The sequence below is a fragment of the Pseudoselenomonas ruminantium genome (assembly GCF_900142515.1).
Lineage (GTDB): Bacteria > Bacillota > Negativicutes > Selenomonadales > Selenomonadaceae > Selenomonas_A > Selenomonas_A ruminantium_D.
In genome coordinates this window covers 13,767-35,331 of record NZ_FRBC01000013.1, presented here as the reverse complement: position 1 = coordinate 35,331, position 21,565 = coordinate 13,767, and the positions used below count along the sequence as shown (strand labels likewise).

Annotated in this window: 19 protein-coding genes; all 19 read left to right on the top strand. The window is 43.3% G+C overall.

The window, feature by feature from the left end:
- Positions 1–10: 10 nt before the first annotated feature.
- The 19 genes from BUB68_RS07880 (at position 11) to BUB68_RS07790 (ending at position 21,491) form a co-directional block, all read left to right on the top strand.
- Positions 11–2,104 (top strand): sulfatase-like hydrolase/transferase, encoded by a 2,094-nt coding sequence (locus BUB68_RS07880; RefSeq protein ID WP_073089804.1) that lies wholly within the window; start codon positions 11–13, stop codon positions 2,102–2,104.
- 76 nt (positions 2,105–2,180) lie between these two features.
- On the top strand, positions 2,181–4,235 hold the full coding sequence (locus BUB68_RS07875; RefSeq protein WP_178139491.1) for a sulfatase-like hydrolase/transferase: 2,055 nt from the start codon (positions 2,181–2,183) through the stop codon (positions 4,233–4,235).
- Between the two features lie 9 nt (positions 4,236–4,244).
- The gene (locus tag BUB68_RS07870; protein WP_073089799.1) at positions 4,245–4,943 is read left to right on the top strand and encodes an NTP transferase domain-containing protein; all 699 of its coding nucleotides are present in this window, start codon (positions 4,245–4,247) and stop codon (positions 4,941–4,943) included.
- A 42-nt stretch (positions 4,944–4,985) separates the two neighbouring features.
- Complete coding sequence (locus BUB68_RS07865; RefSeq protein ID WP_073089796.1) at positions 4,986–6,077, top strand: 2-aminoethylphosphonate aminotransferase; 1,092 nt, start codon at positions 4,986–4,988, stop codon at positions 6,075–6,077.
- A gap of 27 nt (positions 6,078–6,104) precedes the next feature.
- The gene (locus BUB68_RS14880) at positions 6,105–7,544 is read left to right on the top strand and encodes a hypothetical protein (protein WP_081371912.1); all 1,440 of its coding nucleotides are present in this window, start codon (positions 6,105–6,107) and stop codon (positions 7,542–7,544) included.
- Between the two features lie 27 nt (positions 7,545–7,571).
- Positions 7,572–8,690: a phosphonopyruvate decarboxylase gene (gene aepY / locus BUB68_RS07855; RefSeq protein ID WP_073089793.1), complete on the top strand. Its 1,119-nt coding sequence runs from the start codon at positions 7,572–7,574 to the stop codon at positions 8,688–8,690.
- Positions 8,691–8,785: 95 nt separating this feature from the next.
- Positions 8,786–11,179 carry a hypothetical protein gene (locus BUB68_RS07850; protein WP_073089791.1) on the top strand — a complete coding sequence of 798 codons (2,394 nt, stop codon included), beginning with the start codon at positions 8,786–8,788 and terminating at the stop codon, positions 11,177–11,179.
- A complete protein-coding gene (locus BUB68_RS07845) occupies positions 11,176–12,546 on the top strand; it encodes a Gfo/Idh/MocA family oxidoreductase (protein ID WP_073089790.1) in 1,371 nt (456 codons plus the stop codon). Before BUB68_RS07850 ends, BUB68_RS07845 begins: the two co-directional genes overlap by 4 nt.
- A complete protein-coding gene (locus tag BUB68_RS07840; RefSeq protein ID WP_073089788.1) occupies positions 12,539–13,273 on the top strand; it encodes a glycerophosphodiester phosphodiesterase in 735 nt (244 codons plus the stop codon). Before BUB68_RS07845 ends, BUB68_RS07840 begins: the two co-directional genes overlap by 8 nt.
- 6 nt (positions 13,274–13,279) lie before the next feature.
- Entirely contained in the window at positions 13,280–14,485 is a 1,206-nt protein-coding gene (locus tag BUB68_RS07835; protein ID WP_073089787.1) for a CDP-glycerol glycerophosphotransferase family protein, read from the top strand.
- A 6-nt stretch (positions 14,486–14,491) separates the two neighbouring features.
- Positions 14,492–16,027, top strand: coding sequence for a xylulokinase (locus BUB68_RS07830; RefSeq protein WP_073089784.1), 1,536 nt, complete (start codon positions 14,492–14,494; stop codon positions 16,025–16,027).
- Between the two features lie 29 nt (positions 16,028–16,056).
- Positions 16,057–16,788 (top strand): phosphocholine cytidylyltransferase family protein, encoded by a 732-nt coding sequence (locus BUB68_RS07825; protein ID WP_218587682.1) that lies wholly within the window; start codon positions 16,057–16,059, stop codon positions 16,786–16,788.
- The gene (locus BUB68_RS07820; RefSeq protein WP_073089780.1) at positions 16,781–17,617 is read left to right on the top strand and encodes a class II fructose-bisphosphate aldolase; all 837 of its coding nucleotides are present in this window, start codon (positions 16,781–16,783) and stop codon (positions 17,615–17,617) included. Before BUB68_RS07825 ends, BUB68_RS07820 begins: the two co-directional genes overlap by 8 nt.
- A 1-nt stretch (position 17,618) precedes the next feature.
- Positions 17,619–18,761, top strand: coding sequence for an iron-containing alcohol dehydrogenase (locus BUB68_RS07815; RefSeq protein WP_073089778.1), 1,143 nt, complete (start codon positions 17,619–17,621; stop codon positions 18,759–18,761).
- Positions 18,762–18,842: 81 nt separating this feature from the next.
- Positions 18,843–19,124 carry a hypothetical protein gene (locus BUB68_RS07810; protein WP_073089775.1) on the top strand — a complete coding sequence of 94 codons (282 nt, stop codon included), beginning with the start codon at positions 18,843–18,845 and terminating at the stop codon, positions 19,122–19,124.
- A gap of 506 nt (positions 19,125–19,630) precedes the next feature.
- Positions 19,631–19,816, top strand: coding sequence for a hypothetical protein (locus BUB68_RS15015; protein WP_143188118.1), 186 nt, complete (start codon positions 19,631–19,633; stop codon positions 19,814–19,816).
- Positions 19,817–19,819: 3 nt separating this feature from the next.
- Positions 19,820–20,230, top strand: coding sequence for a radical SAM protein (locus BUB68_RS07800; RefSeq protein ID WP_073089768.1), 411 nt, complete (start codon positions 19,820–19,822; stop codon positions 20,228–20,230).
- Positions 20,215–20,649, top strand: coding sequence for an SPASM domain-containing protein (locus tag BUB68_RS07795; RefSeq protein ID WP_073089767.1), 435 nt, complete (start codon positions 20,215–20,217; stop codon positions 20,647–20,649). Before BUB68_RS07800 ends, BUB68_RS07795 begins: the two co-directional genes overlap by 16 nt.
- A 17-nt stretch (positions 20,650–20,666) precedes the next feature.
- Positions 20,667–21,491 carry a hypothetical protein gene (locus tag BUB68_RS07790; RefSeq protein ID WP_073089764.1) on the top strand — a complete coding sequence of 275 codons (825 nt, stop codon included), beginning with the start codon at positions 20,667–20,669 and terminating at the stop codon, positions 21,489–21,491.
- The last annotated feature ends 74 nt before the right edge of the window (positions 21,492–21,565 follow it).

The following is a 21,565-nucleotide window of genomic DNA, read 5'->3' as shown; positions in this document are numbered from 1 at the left end:
GGGTCGATTTATGGAACGGGAAATAAGAGAAAAGAATAAGGTACTGTTCCATAGATTGTTGTCCTATGCTGCCAGAAACGAGTTTACCGATGACTATCTGCAGACCTTGATTGAGTTTTGGCAGCTTCTGCCGGAGAATGAAACAGAAGGCAATATTTTTTATGCCCAATATGCACTGCATTATAAAAATCATGCTGTTGCTTATGAGTATGCGTACAAGGCCTATGCCAAACGGAAGATAAATTGGAGATTATGGCAGATATTACGTGATGTCTGCTATGGATTGGGGAAGTGGGAAGAAGCGTTATTTTATGCAGGGTGTGCGGATAAGTTTTATAAAGAACCTGTGCTGTTTGACATACCAAGATACAGACTGGAGAAAGCCTTGGATATTTTTTCATTGGCAATGGGAGTCGGCAATTATGCCCCGGTAGCTACATCGCGTATGCGTATGACAGAAAAAGGGATTGAAGCGCAAGAGTCAATCTTTGCCGGTGAATTTCTGCCGCAGGAGATTCCAGACGATAAGTATCGTTTATTCGCAGGTGCTTATGTGGAACAGGAAATGCTGGATAATAAAGGGCGTTTACTGGAGTTTATCAAAGATGTGCCGGATATGGCCATGATCAGCGGTGCAGATTTTGTTTATGATCTGGTAAAAGTTGCGGATTGTGGAAAACAGCATGAAGTTTATTTGAACGGAGAACAGGCTTTGATAGGATTGGTGGGCAGCAGGGAACATCAGCGCGTGGAATTTTATAACAAGAATGAGAGTACACTGGATTATCTTGGCAAGTGGGCGGTCAGCTTTTTTGCGCTTGAGGATGCAACGACATTGGTGTCGGAAAATCGCCTGCTTTGCACGGCACCAGTATTTTTGAAGCATGATGCCCGAAGATGCAAAGTGGTTCTGAACATTTTGCTGGATGGTTTTTGCTGGCGGGCGGTACAGGAGAAGGATTTTGAACTTGTGCCGAATATCCTGCGCTTTTTCAGCAAAGGGGTAATATTCAACAATCATTATTCTGTATCTGAATATACGTTCCCTTCATTGGCTACAATAGAAACAGGGCTTTATCCATATCATTCCCAGATATTCAATGCGAAGGCATCCCATTCATTGAATAGAGAATATTTGAGTATTTCGGAGCGTATGCACGAGCTGGGCTATTATTGTGTGAATATCATGGGGGATGGTACGGGTGTTTATAATGGCACCATGCGCGGCTATGACCGGTTGATTGTCAATGCTTACGATAATCGTGTCTATCAGGGTGTGGAGAGAACGATTCATCATATAGAGGCTTTTAGCGGTACAGACCAATTCATTTTCTTGCATGCTGCGGATACACACCCTTGGGGCGCACATAAATTCCAATTACCGCTTACAACTCAAACCGCATTTGCGCTGGCAGAGCGTTCCATGAAGGAGGAAAAGCCCAGAACAAGTGTATATCTGCCCAGCCGCCCTATATATCATCATTGGAATAGTCAGGGCATCAAAGATTGCGACAGGGCGTTGGAAACACTCTTTGCTTTCCTTGAGGAAAATTACAATGATGATGAATTCCTGGTTTCGGTATATTCTGATCATGGCGTTCCCATATATGATGAAAAAAATTATATCCTAAGCGAGCATCAGACTGGGGCTGCTTTTATGATGCGTGGGCATGGTGTACCGTCTGTGGGGGCAGTGTATGAACTTACCAGTGCTCTGGATATCTATTCTTCCTTGGGGAAGTGCCTGGATTTTTCCTGTGATGGTATTGATGGCAACTTGCCCGCAGTTTTGGGAGGAAAAGAGCGCGAATATGTAGTCAGCATGTCAATATTTCCCCGCAGTCCGTATATGATCTGTATACGTACTTCCGAATATGAATGCCGGGCAGAGTCGCGGGAAATCACGGATGAAGATGGTCGCGTGGATCTGGCGGATATGAAAATCTCAATATGCCGTCGGGATACAGGGGAAACCATTCAGCAAGAGACCTTAGAGCGGTATTTTCGCGATATTTTACGCAGGGAAACGCGGATGATAGATAATTGGGGGACACAATGGCCGCAAATGCGGCAGGCCAGAAAGGCTTGGTTTGCTGAAAAATAAAGGACGATTGAGACAAAAGAGGATTTTACAGATGGATATGGCACTGCGAAAGAAAAACAGGGAGATATTCTGTAGCTTGTTAGATTATGCAGCGGGCAATAAATATGATGACGATTTTTTGCAGTTGTTGATCGAATTTTGGCAGCTCTTGCCTGAGAATGAAACAGAAGGCAATATATTCTATGCAATGTATGCGAAAGCTCATGGCAATTATGAAGTAGCATTGGAATATGCATTGAAAGCCTATGCCAAACGGAAGATAAATTGGACGTTGTGGTGTCTTTTGCGTGATTGCTATTATGCATCAGGGAATATAGAGATGGCCGCACTTTTCGCGGCTAAGGCAGACAAACTTTACAATGAGCCTGTGAATCTGGATATACCACAAGATCGGCTGGATAAAGCGTTGAATGCGTTGTCCTTAGGGATGGGGCGTGGTATTTATGCACCTGTGGCTTATACGAGAATGCGTATCACGTCGCAGGGGATGACCGGAGACCGGGCTATTTTTGCTGGCGAGTTTTTGCCGACTTTAGGCACTGACGATGAATACCATTTGTTTTCGGCAGCTTATGTTGAGACAGAATTGCAGGATGATAAAGGAAAACTTTTATCCTTTATGAAGGACAGTCCGGAAATGTCCTTTATCAGTGGCGGCGATTTCACTTATGACCTTATAAAGCTGGCTGATAGAGGCAATTCTTTCCAAGTAGATATTGAGGATGTACCGGTAGTCATCGGCTTAGTAGGCAGTGAAGAACATCAGCAGGTTGATTTTTCCTGTAAACAGGGAACGGCGACAACCTATTTAGGCTTGTGGGCCAATAGTTTCTTCCGGTGTGAGGAAACAACGGAGGTTTCTTCTACAAAGCCGTTATTATGTACGGCCCCTATCCGCCTGCAGCATAGTCCTAAACGCTGCAAGGCCGTGATCAACGTATTATTGGATGGTTTATGCTGGCGGGCTGTACAGGAGCGGGATTATGAACTGGTCCCCAACCTTATGGAATTCTTTCGTCAGGGGATAATTTTCAACAATCATTATTCTGTGTCAGAGTATACTTATCCATCTTTGGCAACGATTGAAACCGGTTTATACCCTCAGCATTCCCAGATTTTCAATGATAAGGTCTACCATACCTTGAATAGGGAGGTCAAAACAATTTCGGAACGGATGCATGATTTGGGGTATTATTGTGTCAATATTATGGGGGATAGTGCCGGTGGCTATAATGGAACTATGCGGGGATACGACAGGATGATTGTGAACTGTTGTGGAGGGACTCCTTTATATGTTGGGATAGAGAGGATAATCAATCATTTGGAGGCCTTTTCCGAAACCGATCAATTTATTTTCTTGCATGCCTCGGATACGCATCTGTGGTCAGCGCATAATTATCAGTTGCCTTTGGCTACACAGGTCAAACTTGATCTGCAGCAGCGTTCGTTGCGGGATGAAAAAGAGAATACCAGTGTGCACTTGCAGCAAAGGGATATATATCGTCATTGGAATGAGCAGGGAATCAAGAACTGTGATACGAATATAGCGCGTTTGCTTGCTTATTTGAAACAAAACTATGCAGAAGACGAATATCTGCTGACCTTGTATTCAGATCATGGCAGTCCTATTTATGGGAATTCAGGCTACCTGCTCAGTGAGCATCAGAATAGTGCGGCATTCATGATGCGGGGGCATAATGTGCCCCAGCTGGGGTTGGTGGAAGAATTGACCAGTGCAGTGGATCTATATCCAGCCATTGGTGCATGCCTGGGCTTTGAATTTGATAAAGTGGATGGTAATCTGCCAGAGGTATTGGGCGGTCAAAAGCGGGATTATACAGTCAGTATGTCCATGTATCCGCCGTCTCCTTATACGATTTGCCTAAGAACGGAGGAGTATGAGTGTCAGGCTGCATCATATGGGTGTATTGATGAAGATGGCAGAGCAGATCTGACGGAAATGAAGATGGATATCTATCGGCGGGATAATGGTGCCAAGGTGGAAAGTTCCTCGATAAAAGATTATTTTATGTATATCCTGCAACAGGAATGCAAGGAGATTGACAATAATGGCACGCAATGGCCGGATATGAAAGCAGCAAGGCCAGAATGGTTTGAACAGAAGGAGTAAGAACGTATTATGCTAAAAGTAAAAAGAGCAGTATTCCTGGCTGCCGGTAAAGGTACTCGGATGGCCCCGTTGACCGATATCCTTCCCAAGCCGTTGGTAAAAGTGCATGGCAAGCCGATTATCTTGACTTTGCTGGAGGCCGTGCAGGCGGCAGGCATTGAAGAAATATATATCGTGCGTGGCTATTTAGGTGAAAAATTTGATTGTTTGCTAGCGGATTATCCGCAAATAAGATTTATCGATAATCCCGACTATGAAAAGGCCAATAATATTTCCTCCATTGTAGCTGCAGCGGATTATCTGGAGAATGCCTATATCATCGAAAGTGATCTGTTGCTGAGTAATCCGGCATTGATACCGGCAGAACAGGAGGAAAGCAATTATCTTGCCATTCCCAAGGAGAAGTCTGATGATTGGTGTTTTTACACCGATGAAGCAGGTTGTATCAGAAAAATGGCCGTAGGTGGCGAAAATTGTCAGCAGATGGTGGGGATATCCTATTGGACAGCTGAAGATGGCGCACGGCTTGCCCGACGGGCAAAAGAGCTCTATGCCGATCCTGCCAACCACCAGCTGTACTGGGATGAGATTGCTCTGTCCCGATATCTGCCAGAATTTACGATCCGGGTGCGTCAATGTCAACAGGAAGACGTTATCGAAATCGATACATTAGCAGAGTTGCAGCTTATAGATAGTTCTTATCGATAAGAAGTCGAAAAGCCTTACCCTTTGGAAGCGAGAGGTGTCAACATGAAGCGAAATATCCTATTGAACCCCGGCCCCGCCACTACCACAGACACGGTCAAACAAGCCCAGGTGGTGCCGGATATCTGCCCACGGGAACAGGAATTCGGTCAAATTATGGCCGATATCTCCCATGATCTGCTGAAAATCGTCCATGCCGACCCCAAAGAATATTCTGCAGTTCTTTTCTGTGGTTCAGGGACCCTCTGCATGGATGTCTGTGTAAATTCCCTGGTACCTCAGGGAAAGAAAATCTTGTTCGTCAATAATGGTGCCTATTCCTCAAGAGCCGTGGATATCGCCAAAGCCTATGGGCTGGATTATATCGACCTGAATTTTCCGGTAGATGGCTTGCCGGATTTAGCGAAAGTGGCAGATGTGCTGGAGCGTGAGTCGGATATTGCCGTGGTCTACACCACCCATCAGGAAACCGGCACAGGCATTCTGAATCCCATCCGGGAAATCGGTGCTTTAGCTCATAATCACGGGGCTGTCTTTATTGTAGATACCACTTCCACGCTGGCTATGCTTCCCATAGATATCGAATCGGAGAATATCGATTTCTGCATGGCTTCGGCGCAAAAGGGTATACAGGCCATGACCGGTCTGTCCTATGTAATCGGACGTACGGCGATTATTGAAGAGTCCAGGGACTATCCTGTCCGTTCCTATTATTGCAATCTTTATTTGCAATATGACTACTTTCGTAAAAACGGACAAATGCACTTTACTCCGCCGGTGCAGACGATTTATTCCGTGCAGCAGGCGTTAAAGGAATATTTTGCTGAAGGTGAGCAGGTTAAATGGCAGCGCCATCAAGCGGCCATGGCCGAAATCCACAAAGGCCTGCAGGAATTAGGCTTGCGGGAAGTGATTCCCTTGGAAATCCAATCCGGTCTGGTAGCTGCTGTAGCCTATCCAGATACCCCGCAATGGGACTTCGACAGAGTCCATGACTATTGCTACGAGCGCGGCTTTACCATCTACCCCGGCAAAATGCAGAATCAGGGAACCTTCCGACTCTGTGTGTTAGGAGCCATCACTGCGGACGATATCAAGGCTTTCTTTGCGGTATTTCAACAGGCTTTGCGTGCATAAATGCTGTTCCATACTCAGGGGGAAATTATGTGGAATGAGATTGTCAGGATACTGAATACGGGGGAGCGGGAACACTTTTCGCTGGCAGGAGATTTTCTCAATCGATACGCCGAGAAACATTTTTCTTTGCCTGCTTTTTATAATCCTGCCTGCAGTCCGGCAGAAATCATGCAGACGCTGAATGATCTGAAAGAAGTTCCTTTTTATCAAAGTGAGGATGCGTTGCATTCACAGACAAAAATTCAGCAGATTGCTGATCTGGGCGTGGAAGCCTGTTTGCGGATGATGGAAGAGCGGAACCTTCCTCTTCCGCAGACTTCCACAGATGAGTTGAATCGTTACTTTTTGCGGGCGCTTATCGCCCTGCAAAATCATGATTGGCGGGAGGCACTCCGCAGCCTTTTGATTTACGATAGCTTCAGCGATATCATCTTTTCATCATATCCGCATCTTTATTTTTATCGAGGGCTTGCGTGGTATGGATTGCAGGATTATGAAAAAGCGGAAGGCGATTTCCATACCTATATTTCCGCAGTGCCTGAGGATGAAATTGCTCATTTTTATAGGGGGAATACACTTTATTATCTAGGCAGATATCCGGAAACAGTGGATGAATATATTACGGCCCTCCAAGGACATGCGAATTTTCAGGAAGTAAAGGATAATACCAGTATTTTGGAGTATAAAATTACCGGCACGGTATTGCTCCCTGCGGATAAAATATGCCTGAAATGGCAGGACAGTCCTTTTGTGCAAACATTGGCCTTACCGGCTGAGGTGGATATATGGACAATTCCCATTTTTATCAACAATTTCAATCGCCTGAGCTGCCTGCAGAAGTTGGTAAACTGGCTGGTAGAAGCGGGGTATCGGAATATCTATATTCTGGACAATGACTCATCTTATCCGCCGCTGCTGGAATACTATCGTCAGCTGGAGATACGGGAATCGGCGGTGCAGGTTTTGCGATTAGGGAGAAATTTTGGCCATACGGCACTGTGGAAAAGCGGCATACTGGAAAGTCTGTCAGTGGAAAGCCCTTATGTTTATACCGATTCAGATGTCATGCCAGTGGCTGAATGCCCCAAGGATTTCCTGCAGCAGTTTATGGATATTCTCTGGCGTTATCCGCTCCTGAAAAAGGTGGGACTGGGACTGAAGACCGATGGCATTACCTGCGATAATGCAGAAGAGGTACTGAACGTGGAACGGCGTTACTATATCCATGAAATGGAACCAAATCTTTATTTTAGCCCGGTGGATACGACCTTTGCCCTTTACCGCAATTATCGTCACTACCATTTATATGTAGCTGCCCGCACCACAGGTAAATTGATGGCATGGCATCTTCCATGGCATTATGACTATACGAATTTGCCACCCGATGAGCTTTACTATGCGCAGCATGCTAACGCATCGGCCAGCCTGATCACCGCGCTGAAAAAGAAAAACAACGCTTTCCAATGATTTTTTGAATACGAGGGAGAATAACCGATGCAAATACAGGAATTCACAAAACTTCTAAACGCTGATTTCTACACAGGTGTCCCGGATTCCCTATTGCGCCCGCTGTGTGACTATATCTATATGCAATACGGCTTAGATCCTAAACACCATATCGTTGCTGCCAATGAAGGTAATGCTGTTGCGATAGGGGCCGGCTATCATCTGGCCACGGGCAAAATCCCTGTCATTTATCTGCAAAACAGCGGCGAAGGCAATATCATCAATCCGCTGCTGTCTTTGCTTAGCGAGGACGTTTATGCCATACCGTCCTTGTTCATCATCGGCTGGCGTGGCGAACCTGGCATCCATGATGAGCCTCAGCATGTCCATCAGGGAAAAGTTACTTTGAGCCTGTTGGAAACGATGGGCATGCCCTATGTAGTGGTAGACAAGGAAATGACCGCCGCAGAATTGCAAGTCCAGATGCAGTCTTTGTGGCAGGCCATCCATGCAGGCAGGCAGGCCGCTTTGGTCATCCGCAAGGATGCCTTGGAGAATGCAGAAAAAGTAAAGCACGCCAACGAAAATTTCCTGACTCGGGAGGAGATCATTCAGGCTATTGCCGACGCCGCAGGCAACAGTCCCATCATCTCCACCACTGGCAAAGCTAGCCGGGAACTTTTTGAGTATCGCGAAGCAAAAGGGCAGGGGCACGCCCATGACTTCCTGACCGTAGGCTCCATGGGCCATAGCTCATCCATTGCCTTAGGCATTGCCCTGCAAAAGCCCGGGCAGACAATCTGGTGCATCGATGGCGACGGTGCCACCCTGATGCATATGGGCGCCATGGCCGTTATCGGCAGTGTGCATCCCAAAAATCTTATCCACGTCATTATCGACAACCACGCCCACGAATCCGTAGGCGGCATGCCAACAGCGGCAAAGAATATCGATTTCGCTCAAATCGCCCAAGGCTGCGGCTACGACCATATCTACACTGCCACCACCATGGACGAACTGAAAAAATCTCTGGTTGCGATGACAAAAGATCATGGATTACGCATTCTGATTGCCCAATCCGCCATTGGTGCCCGCAAAGACCTAGGCCGTCCGACCACGACACCAAAGGCAAATAAAACGGATTTTATGACAAATCTTAAGGAATAAGCGAATCTATCGATAAATATAGAGGATAAAAGAAACTTTTGTGGAATATCTATAAACAATAGCAAGTGAATGTTTATCGTGGGGAGGGGAGCAAAGTGGAGCGCGACATCCAAAAAGACCTGGCTGAAATGTTGGGCGATGTGCAGATGGTCTTATCGCAAACGAAATGGGACCAGCCTCAGCAAATGAATATAGTGCAGTCCATCCTGCCACAGCTGCAGGCTTTGGCAAAGACCTTGCAGGAAGAATCGGGCCGCAAGACAGTCATCTACTTCCTCCCTTATAAATCTTCCATGTGGGATAGTCTGGAAAGCGTCTATCTGGCTGCTAAAGACGACCCGGCCTGTGAACCCTATGTGATGCCGATACCTTACTATGATCGGAATCCGGATACCTCTTTGGGCACAATGCACTACGAGGGGGGCCAGTTCCCCAAGGACATTCCTATCACCGACTATCGACAAGTGGATTTGCAGGCGGTGTGCCCGGATATTATCTACATTCATAATCCCTATGACTATGCCAACTATGTAACCAGCATAGACCCAGCTTATTATTCCGATAAGTTGAAATCTTTTTGCAAACTTTTAGTATATATACCATATTATATTACCTCGGGCGCCATGGGCGAAGGCCAAGCTATGTGCCCGGTTTACGAACATGCCGATTACATTGTCGTGCAGTCCGAGAGCCTGCGGCATTTCTTTGATAAACGGGTGCCCTTGAGCAAAATCGTGGGCCTTGGCTCGCCCAAAGCTGACAAAGTAATTAACATGTGCAAGAATCCCCCGCCAATCCCGAAGGACTGGCAGGAGAAAATGGCCGGGAAAAAGGTGTATTTCTACAACACCAGCCTGGCTGGCATGCTGGAAAACACAGCAGTATTTTTCCAAAAGATGCGCTATGTGTTCCGCACCTTCGCCCAGCACCCGGAAGTATGCCTGCTTTGGCGCCCTCACCCGCTGACCATGGCCACGTTGGATTCCATAAGGAAGCCTTTTGTGGCTGAGTATGAGGCCCTGCGGGATTACTTTATTGAGCATGATCTGGGTATCTATGACGATACGCCAGAGATTGAGCCGTCTATTGCTTACAGTGATGTTTATCTCGGTGATAGCGGGACAAGTGTTACAGCGCTGTTTGGCGTGGCTGGCAAGCCGTTATTCTTGTTCAATAATACCTTGCATAGTTTGCCAAAGCCTGAAGATTGGCATTCAATGATCCTGGACAGCTCATTTATTTCCTGTACAATGTCACCGCAGATTCTTTCATGGATGGTTTTAGGCTCAAACAGGCTTTTTTACAGTGCTAATGATGATTACAAATATGAATATGCAGGGGAGTTGCATGAATATATTGGCAGCGGCTATTATTGGCAAGCTTTTTCTATAGGAGATAAAGTCTACATAACGCCCCATAATGCACAGGAAATTCTGGTACTGGATAAGGCAGAAAAGAAATTGGAACGTCGTATTCAACTGAAAGAATTTATCAGCAAACCAGAAGCTTTTGCTGGCGCATTGCAGGCTGGCAGATATCTATTCCTGTTGCCCACATTATATCCCGCCATTGTCCGCTATGATACCGTTACGGATAATGTGGCTTATGTGGAAGGCAATATGGAGGCATTCCTCAGCCGTGTACAGACTTGCTGGCGGCGGGGCGGTGCCTGCATTTGGCGAGGGAAGTTATTGACTGTGGCGGCCAACGGCAGGCAGGTGCTGATGATTGACTGCGAGACTTTGGAAAATACCATAGCAGAGTTGCCAAAACATCAGCAGCAAGGTTGTATGACCATGCTGCCGGATGGCGAAGATATATGGCTCCTGCCCATGATTGGAAAATGTATCCTGCGCTGGCAGCCTAAGAGCAATATATTGCAGGAATATACAGAATTTCCTGCTGATTTTGTTTGTTGCAATATTGTCAATGGCGTTCCTTGTGAAGACTTTCCCTTCAGCAACGCCGCTATTACGGAACAATTTCTGTATCTTTCACCCGCTTGGGGTAATCAGTTCCTGCGCCTAAATAAGGCCACAGGGGAAATAATCAGCTGGCAGTTGGATATCCCGGAAACAAAGCAGATTTTTGGGGGGTATTACAGCACCAATTATCCTGGATATTTCCTCCAAGAGGCAAGCCCGGGGATATGGCACTATCTGTACACTCCGGAAAGATGTATATATGCCATAGAATTAGCTACTGGCAAAGCGAAGCGGATCAATATCGAATTCAGTGGTGAAGCAATTGATCAGATTTCCGCAGGATTTGCCCGCTTGTCACCATGGCTGCGCTATGGCTGCTGTGAGGACGTCTTTAATACACTTGATGGTTTTATCAAAGGTGAAATTCACGGACATGATTTTGATTATAAGGAAAATTTAAAGGCCTTTGGCGAAATCGCCGCCAATAATGACGGCTCAGCCGGGGAGAAAATCCATCTCTTTGCCTGTGAGCAGCTAAGTCGCAAAGGAGGCAATGACCCTTGAAGAAAGTTATTACCTACGGTACATACGATTTGTTCCACGAAGGTCACTACCGCTTGCTGGAGAGAGCTAAAGCATTGGGCGATTACTTAATCGTGGGGGTTACTACCGAAAGCTTCGACCAGGCTCGTGGCAAGCTCAATGTAGTGGACAGCCTTATGACCCGTGTTGAAAATGTCAAAAAAACTGGCTTTGCCGATGAAGTTATCGTGGAAGACCATATCGGCCAAAAGGTGGAAGATATTCAAAAATACGGTGTAGATATCTTCGTTTTGGGATCCGATTGGGAAGGAAAATTCGATTACCTCAAAGATTTCTGCGAGGTAAGATATCTGGAACGAACACGGGGGATATCCTCCACATTGAAACGTGCCAGCAACCACAAAATCGTCCGCATAGGACTTATCGGCAATGGCCGCATTGCCAAACGCTTTATACCCGAATCTCACTTTGTCAGCGGTATGGAACTGACCGGCGTTTACAATCCTCGTCGGGAAAGCGCTGAGAAATTTGCTCATCAGCAGGATTTGGAATTCTTCACCGATAATGAGGAAGAATTTTACCAGCATGTGGATGCCGTGGATATCTGCACGCCTCATCAATATCACTATGAGTACACTAAGCGGGCCTTGGAACACGGCAAGCATGTGCTTTGTGAGAAACCGATGGCCCTTCAAAAAGCGCAAGCGGAGGAACTCTTCAATCTAGCCAAGGAAAAGGGCTTGATCTTGATGGAGGCGATTAAAACTGCCTATACACCTGGATTCATCCGGCTCCTGTCTATGGTGCAAAGCGGTGTTATTGGCGAAATTCGCGATGTAGAGTCCTGTTTTACGAGGATATTTCCCAACGATTCTTTCCGTGAAATGACCGATGCAGAATATGGTGGTTGCTTCACCGAATATGGCAGTTACACGTTGCTGCCCATAATCAAGCTTTTGGGCAGCAACTATACGGATATCCGCTTCGAATGCTTCAAGGCTGGCAATGGCATTGACCTGTATACCAAGGTATATTTCAATTATCAGCACAGCATGGCCACCGCAAAAACAGGCTTGAAGGTCAAATCCGACGGACACCTGCTTATCTCTGGCACCAAAGGCTATATTATGGTGGCAGCTCCATGGTGGAAAACCACAGAATTTGAAATTTGTTACGAGGATTTCAACCAAAACGAAAAGTTTTTTACCAAATATTTAGGTGACGGTCTGCGCTACGAACTTAGTGATTTCATTTCTGCTATCAATGGTAATCCCCGGGGCGATTTCAAACTGACTCGCAATGAATCCATCGCCTGTGCCGAAATTATGGAAAAATTTCTGGAGTGGCGAAAGAATACTCCAATAAAGGAGGGGATGGTCATTGTCTGACGTAAAAATATGGGCACATAGAGGGGCCGGTGGCTGGGATAAGCAGTACGCTCCGGAAAACACCATGATGGCCTTTGAAAAGGCCATCGAAATGGGCGCGGATGGCATAGAACTGGATGTACAGTTCTCCAAAGACGGCGAAATCGTCATCTGCCATGATGAAACCATCGATAGAACCAGTAACGGCGTTGGCGCCGTCCGGGCATACACGCTAAAGGAACTGAAGCAATTCAACTTCTGCAGCGTTCACTCGGAATTCGGCTTTGTGGAAATCCCCACCTTGCGGGAAGTGCTGGATTTTATGCAAGACAAAGACTTCCAGCTGAATATCGAGCTAAAGACCAGCAACTACGACTACCCGGGCTTGGAAGAAGCTGCAAGCAAACTGGTTAAGGAATACGGCCTCAATGACCGGGTAATCTACTCATCATTTGGCTATGCCTCCCTAAAAAAACTCCGGCAGTGTGACAAGGACGCGCAAATTGCCATTCTCTGCAGCACAGATTTTGTCCTGCAGGAAGATATCGAGGCCCTGCAAGCCATAGCCATTCACCCGTGGGAACAACTGGTAACAGCAGAAAACGTAAAAAAATGGCATGACTGGGGAGTAAAGGTCAATACATGGGCTGTGAACAGACCGGAAAGAATAAGAGAACTTATCGCTATGGGAATAGATGCATTTATTACAGATTGCCCAGACAGAGGAAGAAAAGCTGTAGAAGGATGATTCACCATGCACTTGACAAAAGAAGATCGCTACATACGCCGCCGCTTGCGGCAGGCCAGAAAACAGGCACGGGAATTTTACTACTGCCGTAAATATCCTATCAACCCTAAGAAAATTGTCTTTACCACGATTGAAGGCACAACAGGATTTTCCTGCAATCCGAAATATATTGCTCTGGAACTGTTGCGGCGCAGACAGAATTTAGATCTTGTATGGCTCGTGGATGACATGAGCAAGGAATTTCCGGCAGGCATCCGCAAAGTGAAAAATACCCTGAAAAATCGGGCCTATGAACTTTCTACAGCAGCCGTTTGGGTAGATAACAGCCGCAAGCAGCTGGAATGCCGGAAAAGACCGGGGCAGTTTTACTTGCAGACATGGCACGCGAGCTTGCATATTAAACCAACAGGTCTTGATAGAGGAGCATCTTTTTCGAAGATTGCCAATTTGGTGAGTTGCCACGATTCCAACATGGTGAATATTCTTATTACCAATTCGCCATGGATGGAGAAAAATGCGCCAAGAAACGTGGTATATACTGGGCAAACTTGCAGAACGGGGTCGCCTAGAGTAGATGTACTGTTGAAAGATCGACAAGCATGCAGGGAGAAATTTAGAACGAAATATGGCCTATCTGCGGATAGTAAATTACTGCTTTATGCTCCTACGTTTAGAAATGGAAGTCAGGGAACAAAAAGAAGCGTGGATAAGCAAAATAAAATGCCTGATTTTTTTAGATTAAAGGACTCCTTGATAAAGAAATTTGGCGGTAATTGGACTATTGTGTTACGCCTGCATCCGCAGCTGACAGCTCGGCATATTGAAGCTAGTATATCAGAAAAGAGCAGTTTTATTATCGATGCCAGTAAGGAAGATGATATGAGCGAGGTATTAGGGGCTTGTGATATCTTGCTTACCGATTATTCGGCAATGAGTTTTGATGCAGCTTATATGCATTTGCCTGTTTTTCTGTATGTGGATGATCTTCGTGAATATATTGCTGAACGTGGCGGTCTGATGTGGAATTTGGAAGATTTGCCATTTATCAAGGCAAAGAATGATGATGCGCTGTTTAGTGCTATTTCGCAGTTTAATGCAGAGTTATATGAAAAGGACGTTTCTAAATTTTTATCAGACTTGGAAATTTTGGAAGATGGCAACGCTTCAAAGCGTGTAGCAGATATTATTGAATTACACATGGGAAGTAGGTGAGACAGAATGAAGGCAGTTTTGGTGCTGAATATGGGGATGAAAAGCATAAGAAGTATCATTTTTGGCGAAGATGGAAGAAAGATTGCTCAAGCTGCCTTGCCCTTGACTTCCGCTATTAACGAAAAGTGTGTGGAACAGGATGCTTCCGAGTGGTGGGAAAAGGCTGTAGCTGTCATGCAAAAATCAATACATGATGCCAGAATTACCCATTTGGCAGCAATCACGGTTACTTCATCAGCGTCTTGCCTGGTTTGTTTGGACAAGGATGGAAAACCATTACTGCCTGTCATGATGGTGTCTGATAAGAGAGCACAGGAGGAAGCCGAAAACATTTCCAAAATGCCGGGGTTTGTAGAAGTTAGGGAACAAACAAGGTTAGAGATGTCTTCCAGCTTGTTGCTACCCAAAATTTTATGGATAAAGAATCACGCAGAGAAAGTTTTTCGTAAAACAGTATATTTTCTTTCGCCCAATGCGTATCTATTGTATCGGCTGTGTGGACGTCCAGTGACAGATGTATTGGATGCAAGTAAATTTCATTATTATCAGGATACACGAAAATATCCGGAAAAATTATTGCAAGCTTTGGGGATAGAATTAAATGCTCTTCCTCAAGTAGTGGATATAGGCAGTAAAATCGGAGTTTTGTCAGAGCCTTTATCTAAAAGACTTGTCCTCTCGAGGAGGGCAGATGTTGTTGTATCATCGTATGATGCAATTTGTTCATTCTTCGGCAGTGGAGCAGTAGAGGAAGGCGAAGCCAGTGATGTTTCCGGTACAGTAACGGTATTTCGGACGATGAGTTATAGGAACAATACGATTGGTCAAAATGCGAAAGTTTATGAAAACCTTTATGAGCCGGAAGGCGCACGTATTGTTGGAGGATCTAACAATCTTGGCGGAGGACTCATTGAGTGGGCTAAACAGTGTTATTATCAAAATGAGGCCTATCCTTATGAAGTGATGGAAAAAGAAGCTGCTGAATCGGAGATTGGTGCGAATGGACTTATTTTTCTGCCTTATCTGCTTGGTGAGAGGGCTCCTATATGGAACGATGAGGCTAGAGGTGTTTTCTTTGGGCTGGAAAGAATGCATACGCGTAAGGATATGACCAGAGCTGTTTTTGAAAGTACGGGTTTTATTGATATGGATATGAAATCAGCTATAGAAGATACTGGTATTGAGGTGAAAAGGATTAGATTTTCAGGCGGATTAGCCAGGCTGAACCTTATTGCACAGATTAAAGCCGATATATTAGGTCTTGATGTACTCGTATTGAGCGAATTTGAAACCACATCTACAGGGGCTGCAATGTTGGCGTTGATAGGTTTAGGCCATTTCCAAAATGTACGTGAGGCAGCGAATGATTTTGTTAAGGTGCGTATGATTATAAAGCCGGATATGGATAATCATCGCAAGTACAGGTATATTTACAATTTGTATAAGTCGACTTATGAAGTGTTAAAACCGCAATATAAGAAAAGAATTCAAATGCTGGAAGCAATTCGCAATAATAGGGAAGTAAAGATAGAAAACCTTTAATGGGGGAATCAAAGGTGCAGGCAATTATAATGGCAGCAGGCAGGGGCAGCAGGTTAGGAAATTTAACAGATGATATACCCAAGGCATTTTTGAAGGCTAGAGGATACAGGCTGATAGATTATAACGTAGCTTTGTTGCGTGAATACGGAATTAAAGATATAAAGATTGTTACAGGGTATAAAGCAGGCCTTTATGAAGAACTAGCCCAAACGCATGCAGGAGTAACTTGTATATATAATCCTTTTTATGAATATTGCAATGTACTTGGTTCATTCTTTATGGCACAGGATAAACTATCCGATGAAGATACGATTTATCTTCATGCAGATACTCTTTGTGATACAGGGATTTTCCAGGATATGATACAGGGCAAGGGTGACATTGTAATGCCAGTGGATTTTAAGCCATGCGATAGAGAGGCAATGAAAGTGACAACTAGGGCTGGGCAGATCATCAAGGTCAGTAAAGAAATAGTAGAGGAAGATTCGGAAGGGGAATTTATCGGTATGGCAAAGTTAAGCAGCAAGGTCATGCCGGCAATCAAGAGTGCCAGTAAAAAGCTGATGCGTGATGGTTGCTTGAAATCGTACTTTGAAGGCGCAATTCAGGAAGTGATTCATGAAGGCAAATACTATGTGTCAGCTATGCCGACACATAATCGCTTCTGGGGTGAAGTAGATTTTGCTGAAGATTACCAATATGTACAAGATAATTTGCCGGATACATTATGGCAGATAGCGGAGAAACATAAAGATGCTTGAAAAAATGTATGATGGGACTAGCGTTCACTTTGCATTTAATATTTGGGATTTTTCTTCTGCACAAGCAGTGATGGATGCTGCGAAAAATGTGGGGGAAAATGTTATTCTGCAGACATCTACCAATATATACCAAAGTCTGCCACCGTGTGAATTAAGGCGTTTTGTAACCAGCTATGCAAAAAGATTAGGCATTACCGCATGGCTTAATTTGGATCATTGTCGAAATGAAGAACTGGTTAGAGATGCTGTGGATAAAGGTTGGGATTCTGTGATGCTTGATATGTCGCAGATGGGACTGTCTCAAAATATTGAGGCAGTGAATCGTTTAAATGATTATGTAAATATAAAAAAGTATCCTACATATATAGAAGCTGAAGTTGGCGTATTACAAGGGGCAGAGGATGATATTGAAGCGATTGAAAGTAAGATTGCTTCGCAGGCAGATATAGATGAATTTATAAAAAAAGCGCATTTTGATGCCTTGGCAGTATCCTTTGGCAATGCACATGGAAATTATAAAACCAAGCCGCAGCTTCATTATGAGTTAGTAGAGTATGCAGTAAAAAAATCGGGAAAACCTTTTGTAGTACATGGTGCTAGTGGCTTAACGGGACAGGATGTAAAAAAACTGGCAAGTATTGACGGTGTTCGTAAGATAAACATATCGACGGAACTAAAACTGGCTGCGCATCAGGGATATCAAGAGGCGGCAAGCAAGGGCTGGATGGAAAAAAATGGATTTCAGCCAGTCAGAGTTCAGCAATGCATATATATGGCAGTTAAGCAAAAAGCAGAGGAAAAAATGCTGATGTTAGAGGGTGACAGATAAGATGAACTTTACATGGGAAGTCCCTACACGCATACATTTTGGTACTAATATATGTGCAGAGGCATTAAGCAAGGAAAAGGAAATACTTTTTAATCGTCGAGCCTTACTGGTTTTTACAGGACATACCTTGCAGGATAATGGGACATTAGACAAGGTCAAGGGATTATTGGAAGAAAACGGTTGTGCTATGGTTACTACTTATGGTGGTCATGGCTCTAATCCGGAAATATGTGAAGCCGAGGAAGCTGGCAGGATTGTCCGGGAAAACAAGCTTAACTTGATTGTGGGGTTCGGTGGCGGCAGTGCTATTGACCTGGCAAAAGGTGCTGCAGTAGCGGCAGCTAGTGACATAAGCCTTAGTGATTATTTGGTTAAAGGAATACCAGCACCAGAGAATCTGTTGCCTATAATCGCCATGCCTACAACAGCAGGAACTGGCAGTGAGCTTAGTAAAGGTGCAATCCTTTCCGATAAAAATTTGGCAATTAAAAGCGGTATAAGAGGAAAAAGTCAGGCACCTAAAGTAGCCATAGTGGATGCTGCCTTTACTTGGAGTATGCCAAAGCAATTAACAATGGAAACCGGTTTTGATGCATTGGCCCATGCGATAGAAAGCTATATCAGCCTAAAGGCAAATAGGCACAGCGAAAACCTGTCCTTGCAGGCAATAAAAATTATAGGCGAAAATCTTCGTAAGCTTAATGAAAATCTGGATGATCATGAAGCTAGAGAAAAAATGAGTTATGCCAGTATGTTGATGGGCATGAATCTGTATAATGTAGGGAACTGCCTGCCACATAGAATGCAATATCCCATAGGAGCTTTGACGGGCACAAGTCATGCGGCAGGATTGGCTGCATTATATCCAAGTTGGATGAAAGAAGAATATAAGGTATGTAGTGAAAAGATTATTCGTTTGTTTGAATTATTAGAGTTGAATAAGCCTAAAGATGCGAATGATGTAAAAAAAATAATTAAGGATTTCATAATGAGAATACAGATCTATGAGCCATTAAGTGGAATGGGGGTAGAAACTAAAGATATCGGTTTAATGATACAAAAAATTAAAGGTGATTTAAGTAGCGATGCTATAGCAGTGAAGACGGATATAACAGAATATATTTATTTAGAATCATTAACTTGAATTTTAAATAAGATTATTTAATAAGGGAAAATCTACCTAATGATAAGCAAAATATGATTTTGTGTAATAGAGATGATGACTATGAAATTAAGTAATTTAGCTGAGCGGATGTTATATGAAATTTATAAACATGAAGTTGAAAATAAAGAAAAAAGATATGAAATAACTTCTGATAATTTAGGTGTTTCATCTAAGCTGTTTATAGATGCGTGGCGTGAATTAGTCGGAGAAAATAAAGAAGAAATGGTTTATATTAAAGCGAGAATCAAAGAGTTCGGAACGAGTGACAACCTTTGTGCTAGATTGGTGGAATGCTCAATAAGCGAAGATGGGAAAGAATATATAATAGAGATTATGGATTGATAAAAATATATATTTCATATATAAATTTGTATTTTATCAGTTATTCATAGCCTCAGTTACAGTATATAAATAGAAGAGATGCTTGACCTCGTAAGAGTTAGAAGCGGTGACAGCAAATACCTAATCCGTGAACTATTCCGGATGCGCTACCCAAATATGGAAGTCCCAGAAAAACTCCTCATGTCCCGTCCGGCAGATGCATGGATGAAAGATTGGAAAGGGTCGCATAGAGGGGAATTCTTACCAAAATGCGCAGAGGGGCTGACAGGAGAGCAGAAGCTCTTACTATTCAGCTTAGAGCGGTTTATGGACTTATTAGATATGGACTGGTTTATATAAATATAATATTAATAAATTAAGTGATATACATGGATTAGGCGTTAGTAAATTGGTTTTAGTATTTTGGATTTTATTTCAAAAAAGAATAGTATATTGAAGTAGCTAGATGTTTTATTGATGAATCGATTAACGCTGTACAGTGAAAGCAACTAATGGGAGATATATTTATGGCAGAGCGTAGATATTGGAGAGAAGAAAATAGAACGGCGCTTAAAGATGTTATTCCCTTAGATACACCATATAACATTGGCATAGAGGTGTCCTCACTTTGCAATGCGAGATGTGTCTATTGCGCCCACTCAAGAAACGACCATGGTGTTTATGAAGGCAATATGACTATGGATCTTTTTTAAAAAGTGATCGAGGAAATTCATCGTTTTCCTAGGAAAATTCGGCTTATAGAGACCTATTCCTTTGGTGAGCCTCTTTGTAATCCGCATTTGGAGGAAATGATTGCCATTATTCGACAGGAAGAAATAGCGGAGAAAATCAATTTTACCACTAATGGTTTGCTTTTTACGCCAAAGCGTGTAGATGCGTTGATGGTGGCAGGTGTGGATACTATTCGTATATCCTTGCAGGGGCTAAGTGCGGAAATGTATGATGAGATGTGTGGTGTGAATGTTAGATTCGAGAAATTCTTGAATAACCTTTGTTACCTGTACGAACATAGGGGGAAGTGTAAGATTCGCATGAAAATCGCAGATGTTGCTTTGAAGGATATCCCAGATGGGGAAAAAAGATTTGAGAAATGTTTGGAAATATAGCAGATAGTTTGTTTGTGGAACATATTTTGCCTATTTATCATGATGTTGATTACGCTAGCCTTGATCAGACGATATTGGATAATGCAATGAATGGTCGTGGTAATGTAGTGCAAAATGAAATCCACAAAGTATGTCATCGTCCGGTTTATCGTTTGCGTGTAACCGCCAATGGTGAAGTAACGGCGAATTGCTGTGATCAGTCTCATGATATACGTTATGGCAATATTATGGAGCAGGGATTGGTGGAGTTGTGGAATGGCATTAAGCGAATTGGGTTTCTAAAAATACAGTTGCAAGGAAAACGTTTTAATCATCCGGTTTGTAAAGACTGTGTGCTAGCTAATGATATTACTAATGGAGCGGATTTGTTGTATCCATGGGCTGAGGATATTTTGAGAAGATTTGAATCTGGTATTTAAATGGGGGTTGTTAGCATATGTATGACATACAAGATACAATCCAAATAAAAGATGTTATAAATTTAATAAAAACAAAGGAATATGTGATTTATGGAAATGGATTCATTGGGAAGCGCTTTATAAAACAAATTGAACGAATGAACTGTAAAAATCAGATTTCTTCAGTTGTTGTAACAAACTTGGAAGAGAATAGCAATTCGAGAAAAGATGGATTAAAATCTATATATGAAATATCTAAGAATAGCTTCGTCTTTATTGCTGCGCATGAATCGGTTGCAACAGAAATGAGAAAAGTGCTGGAGAGCATAGGGGTTTCTAACTATGTATGGATATATCCTTATCTGATAGAATTAGAGTTGGGAGCACCAATAGAGAGAAATAGGAAAGTGACGATAAAAGACTTAATTGATAATTTATCAAAATCATACGCTGCAGCGATATATTATTTGACAATAAAGGAGTATTGTCGAGATCATATATATGATGGTAGTTTATATATAAAAATGACTAGCCATTATACTACAGGGGATACAGCAAAGAAAAGGTGGGAGATTTTTCGTAGAAAGATTGAAGAATGTCAAGAAAAAGGCTTTTGTCAAGATTGTAATATAAAAGTATTTGAAAATAATAACTTGATAGATGGTATGCACAGATTAACGCTTGCTAAATATTTTGGGGAGAAGTACTTATATGCGGATGTTTATCGTGGTAATGGGAGCTTTTATTCTATTGAAGGTATAGGCGGTAATGTGTTCATACAAGAAGAAGATTTACCTCGATATTATAAACAAAAAGAAATAGAAATGATAAGAGAAATAGAAAATGAGTTAAAAAACACATGACTTATTTGTAACTGTTCATTTCTTCTGCGAAATTTCATTTAATTTCTTTCACAATATTTAAGTATTACTGATAT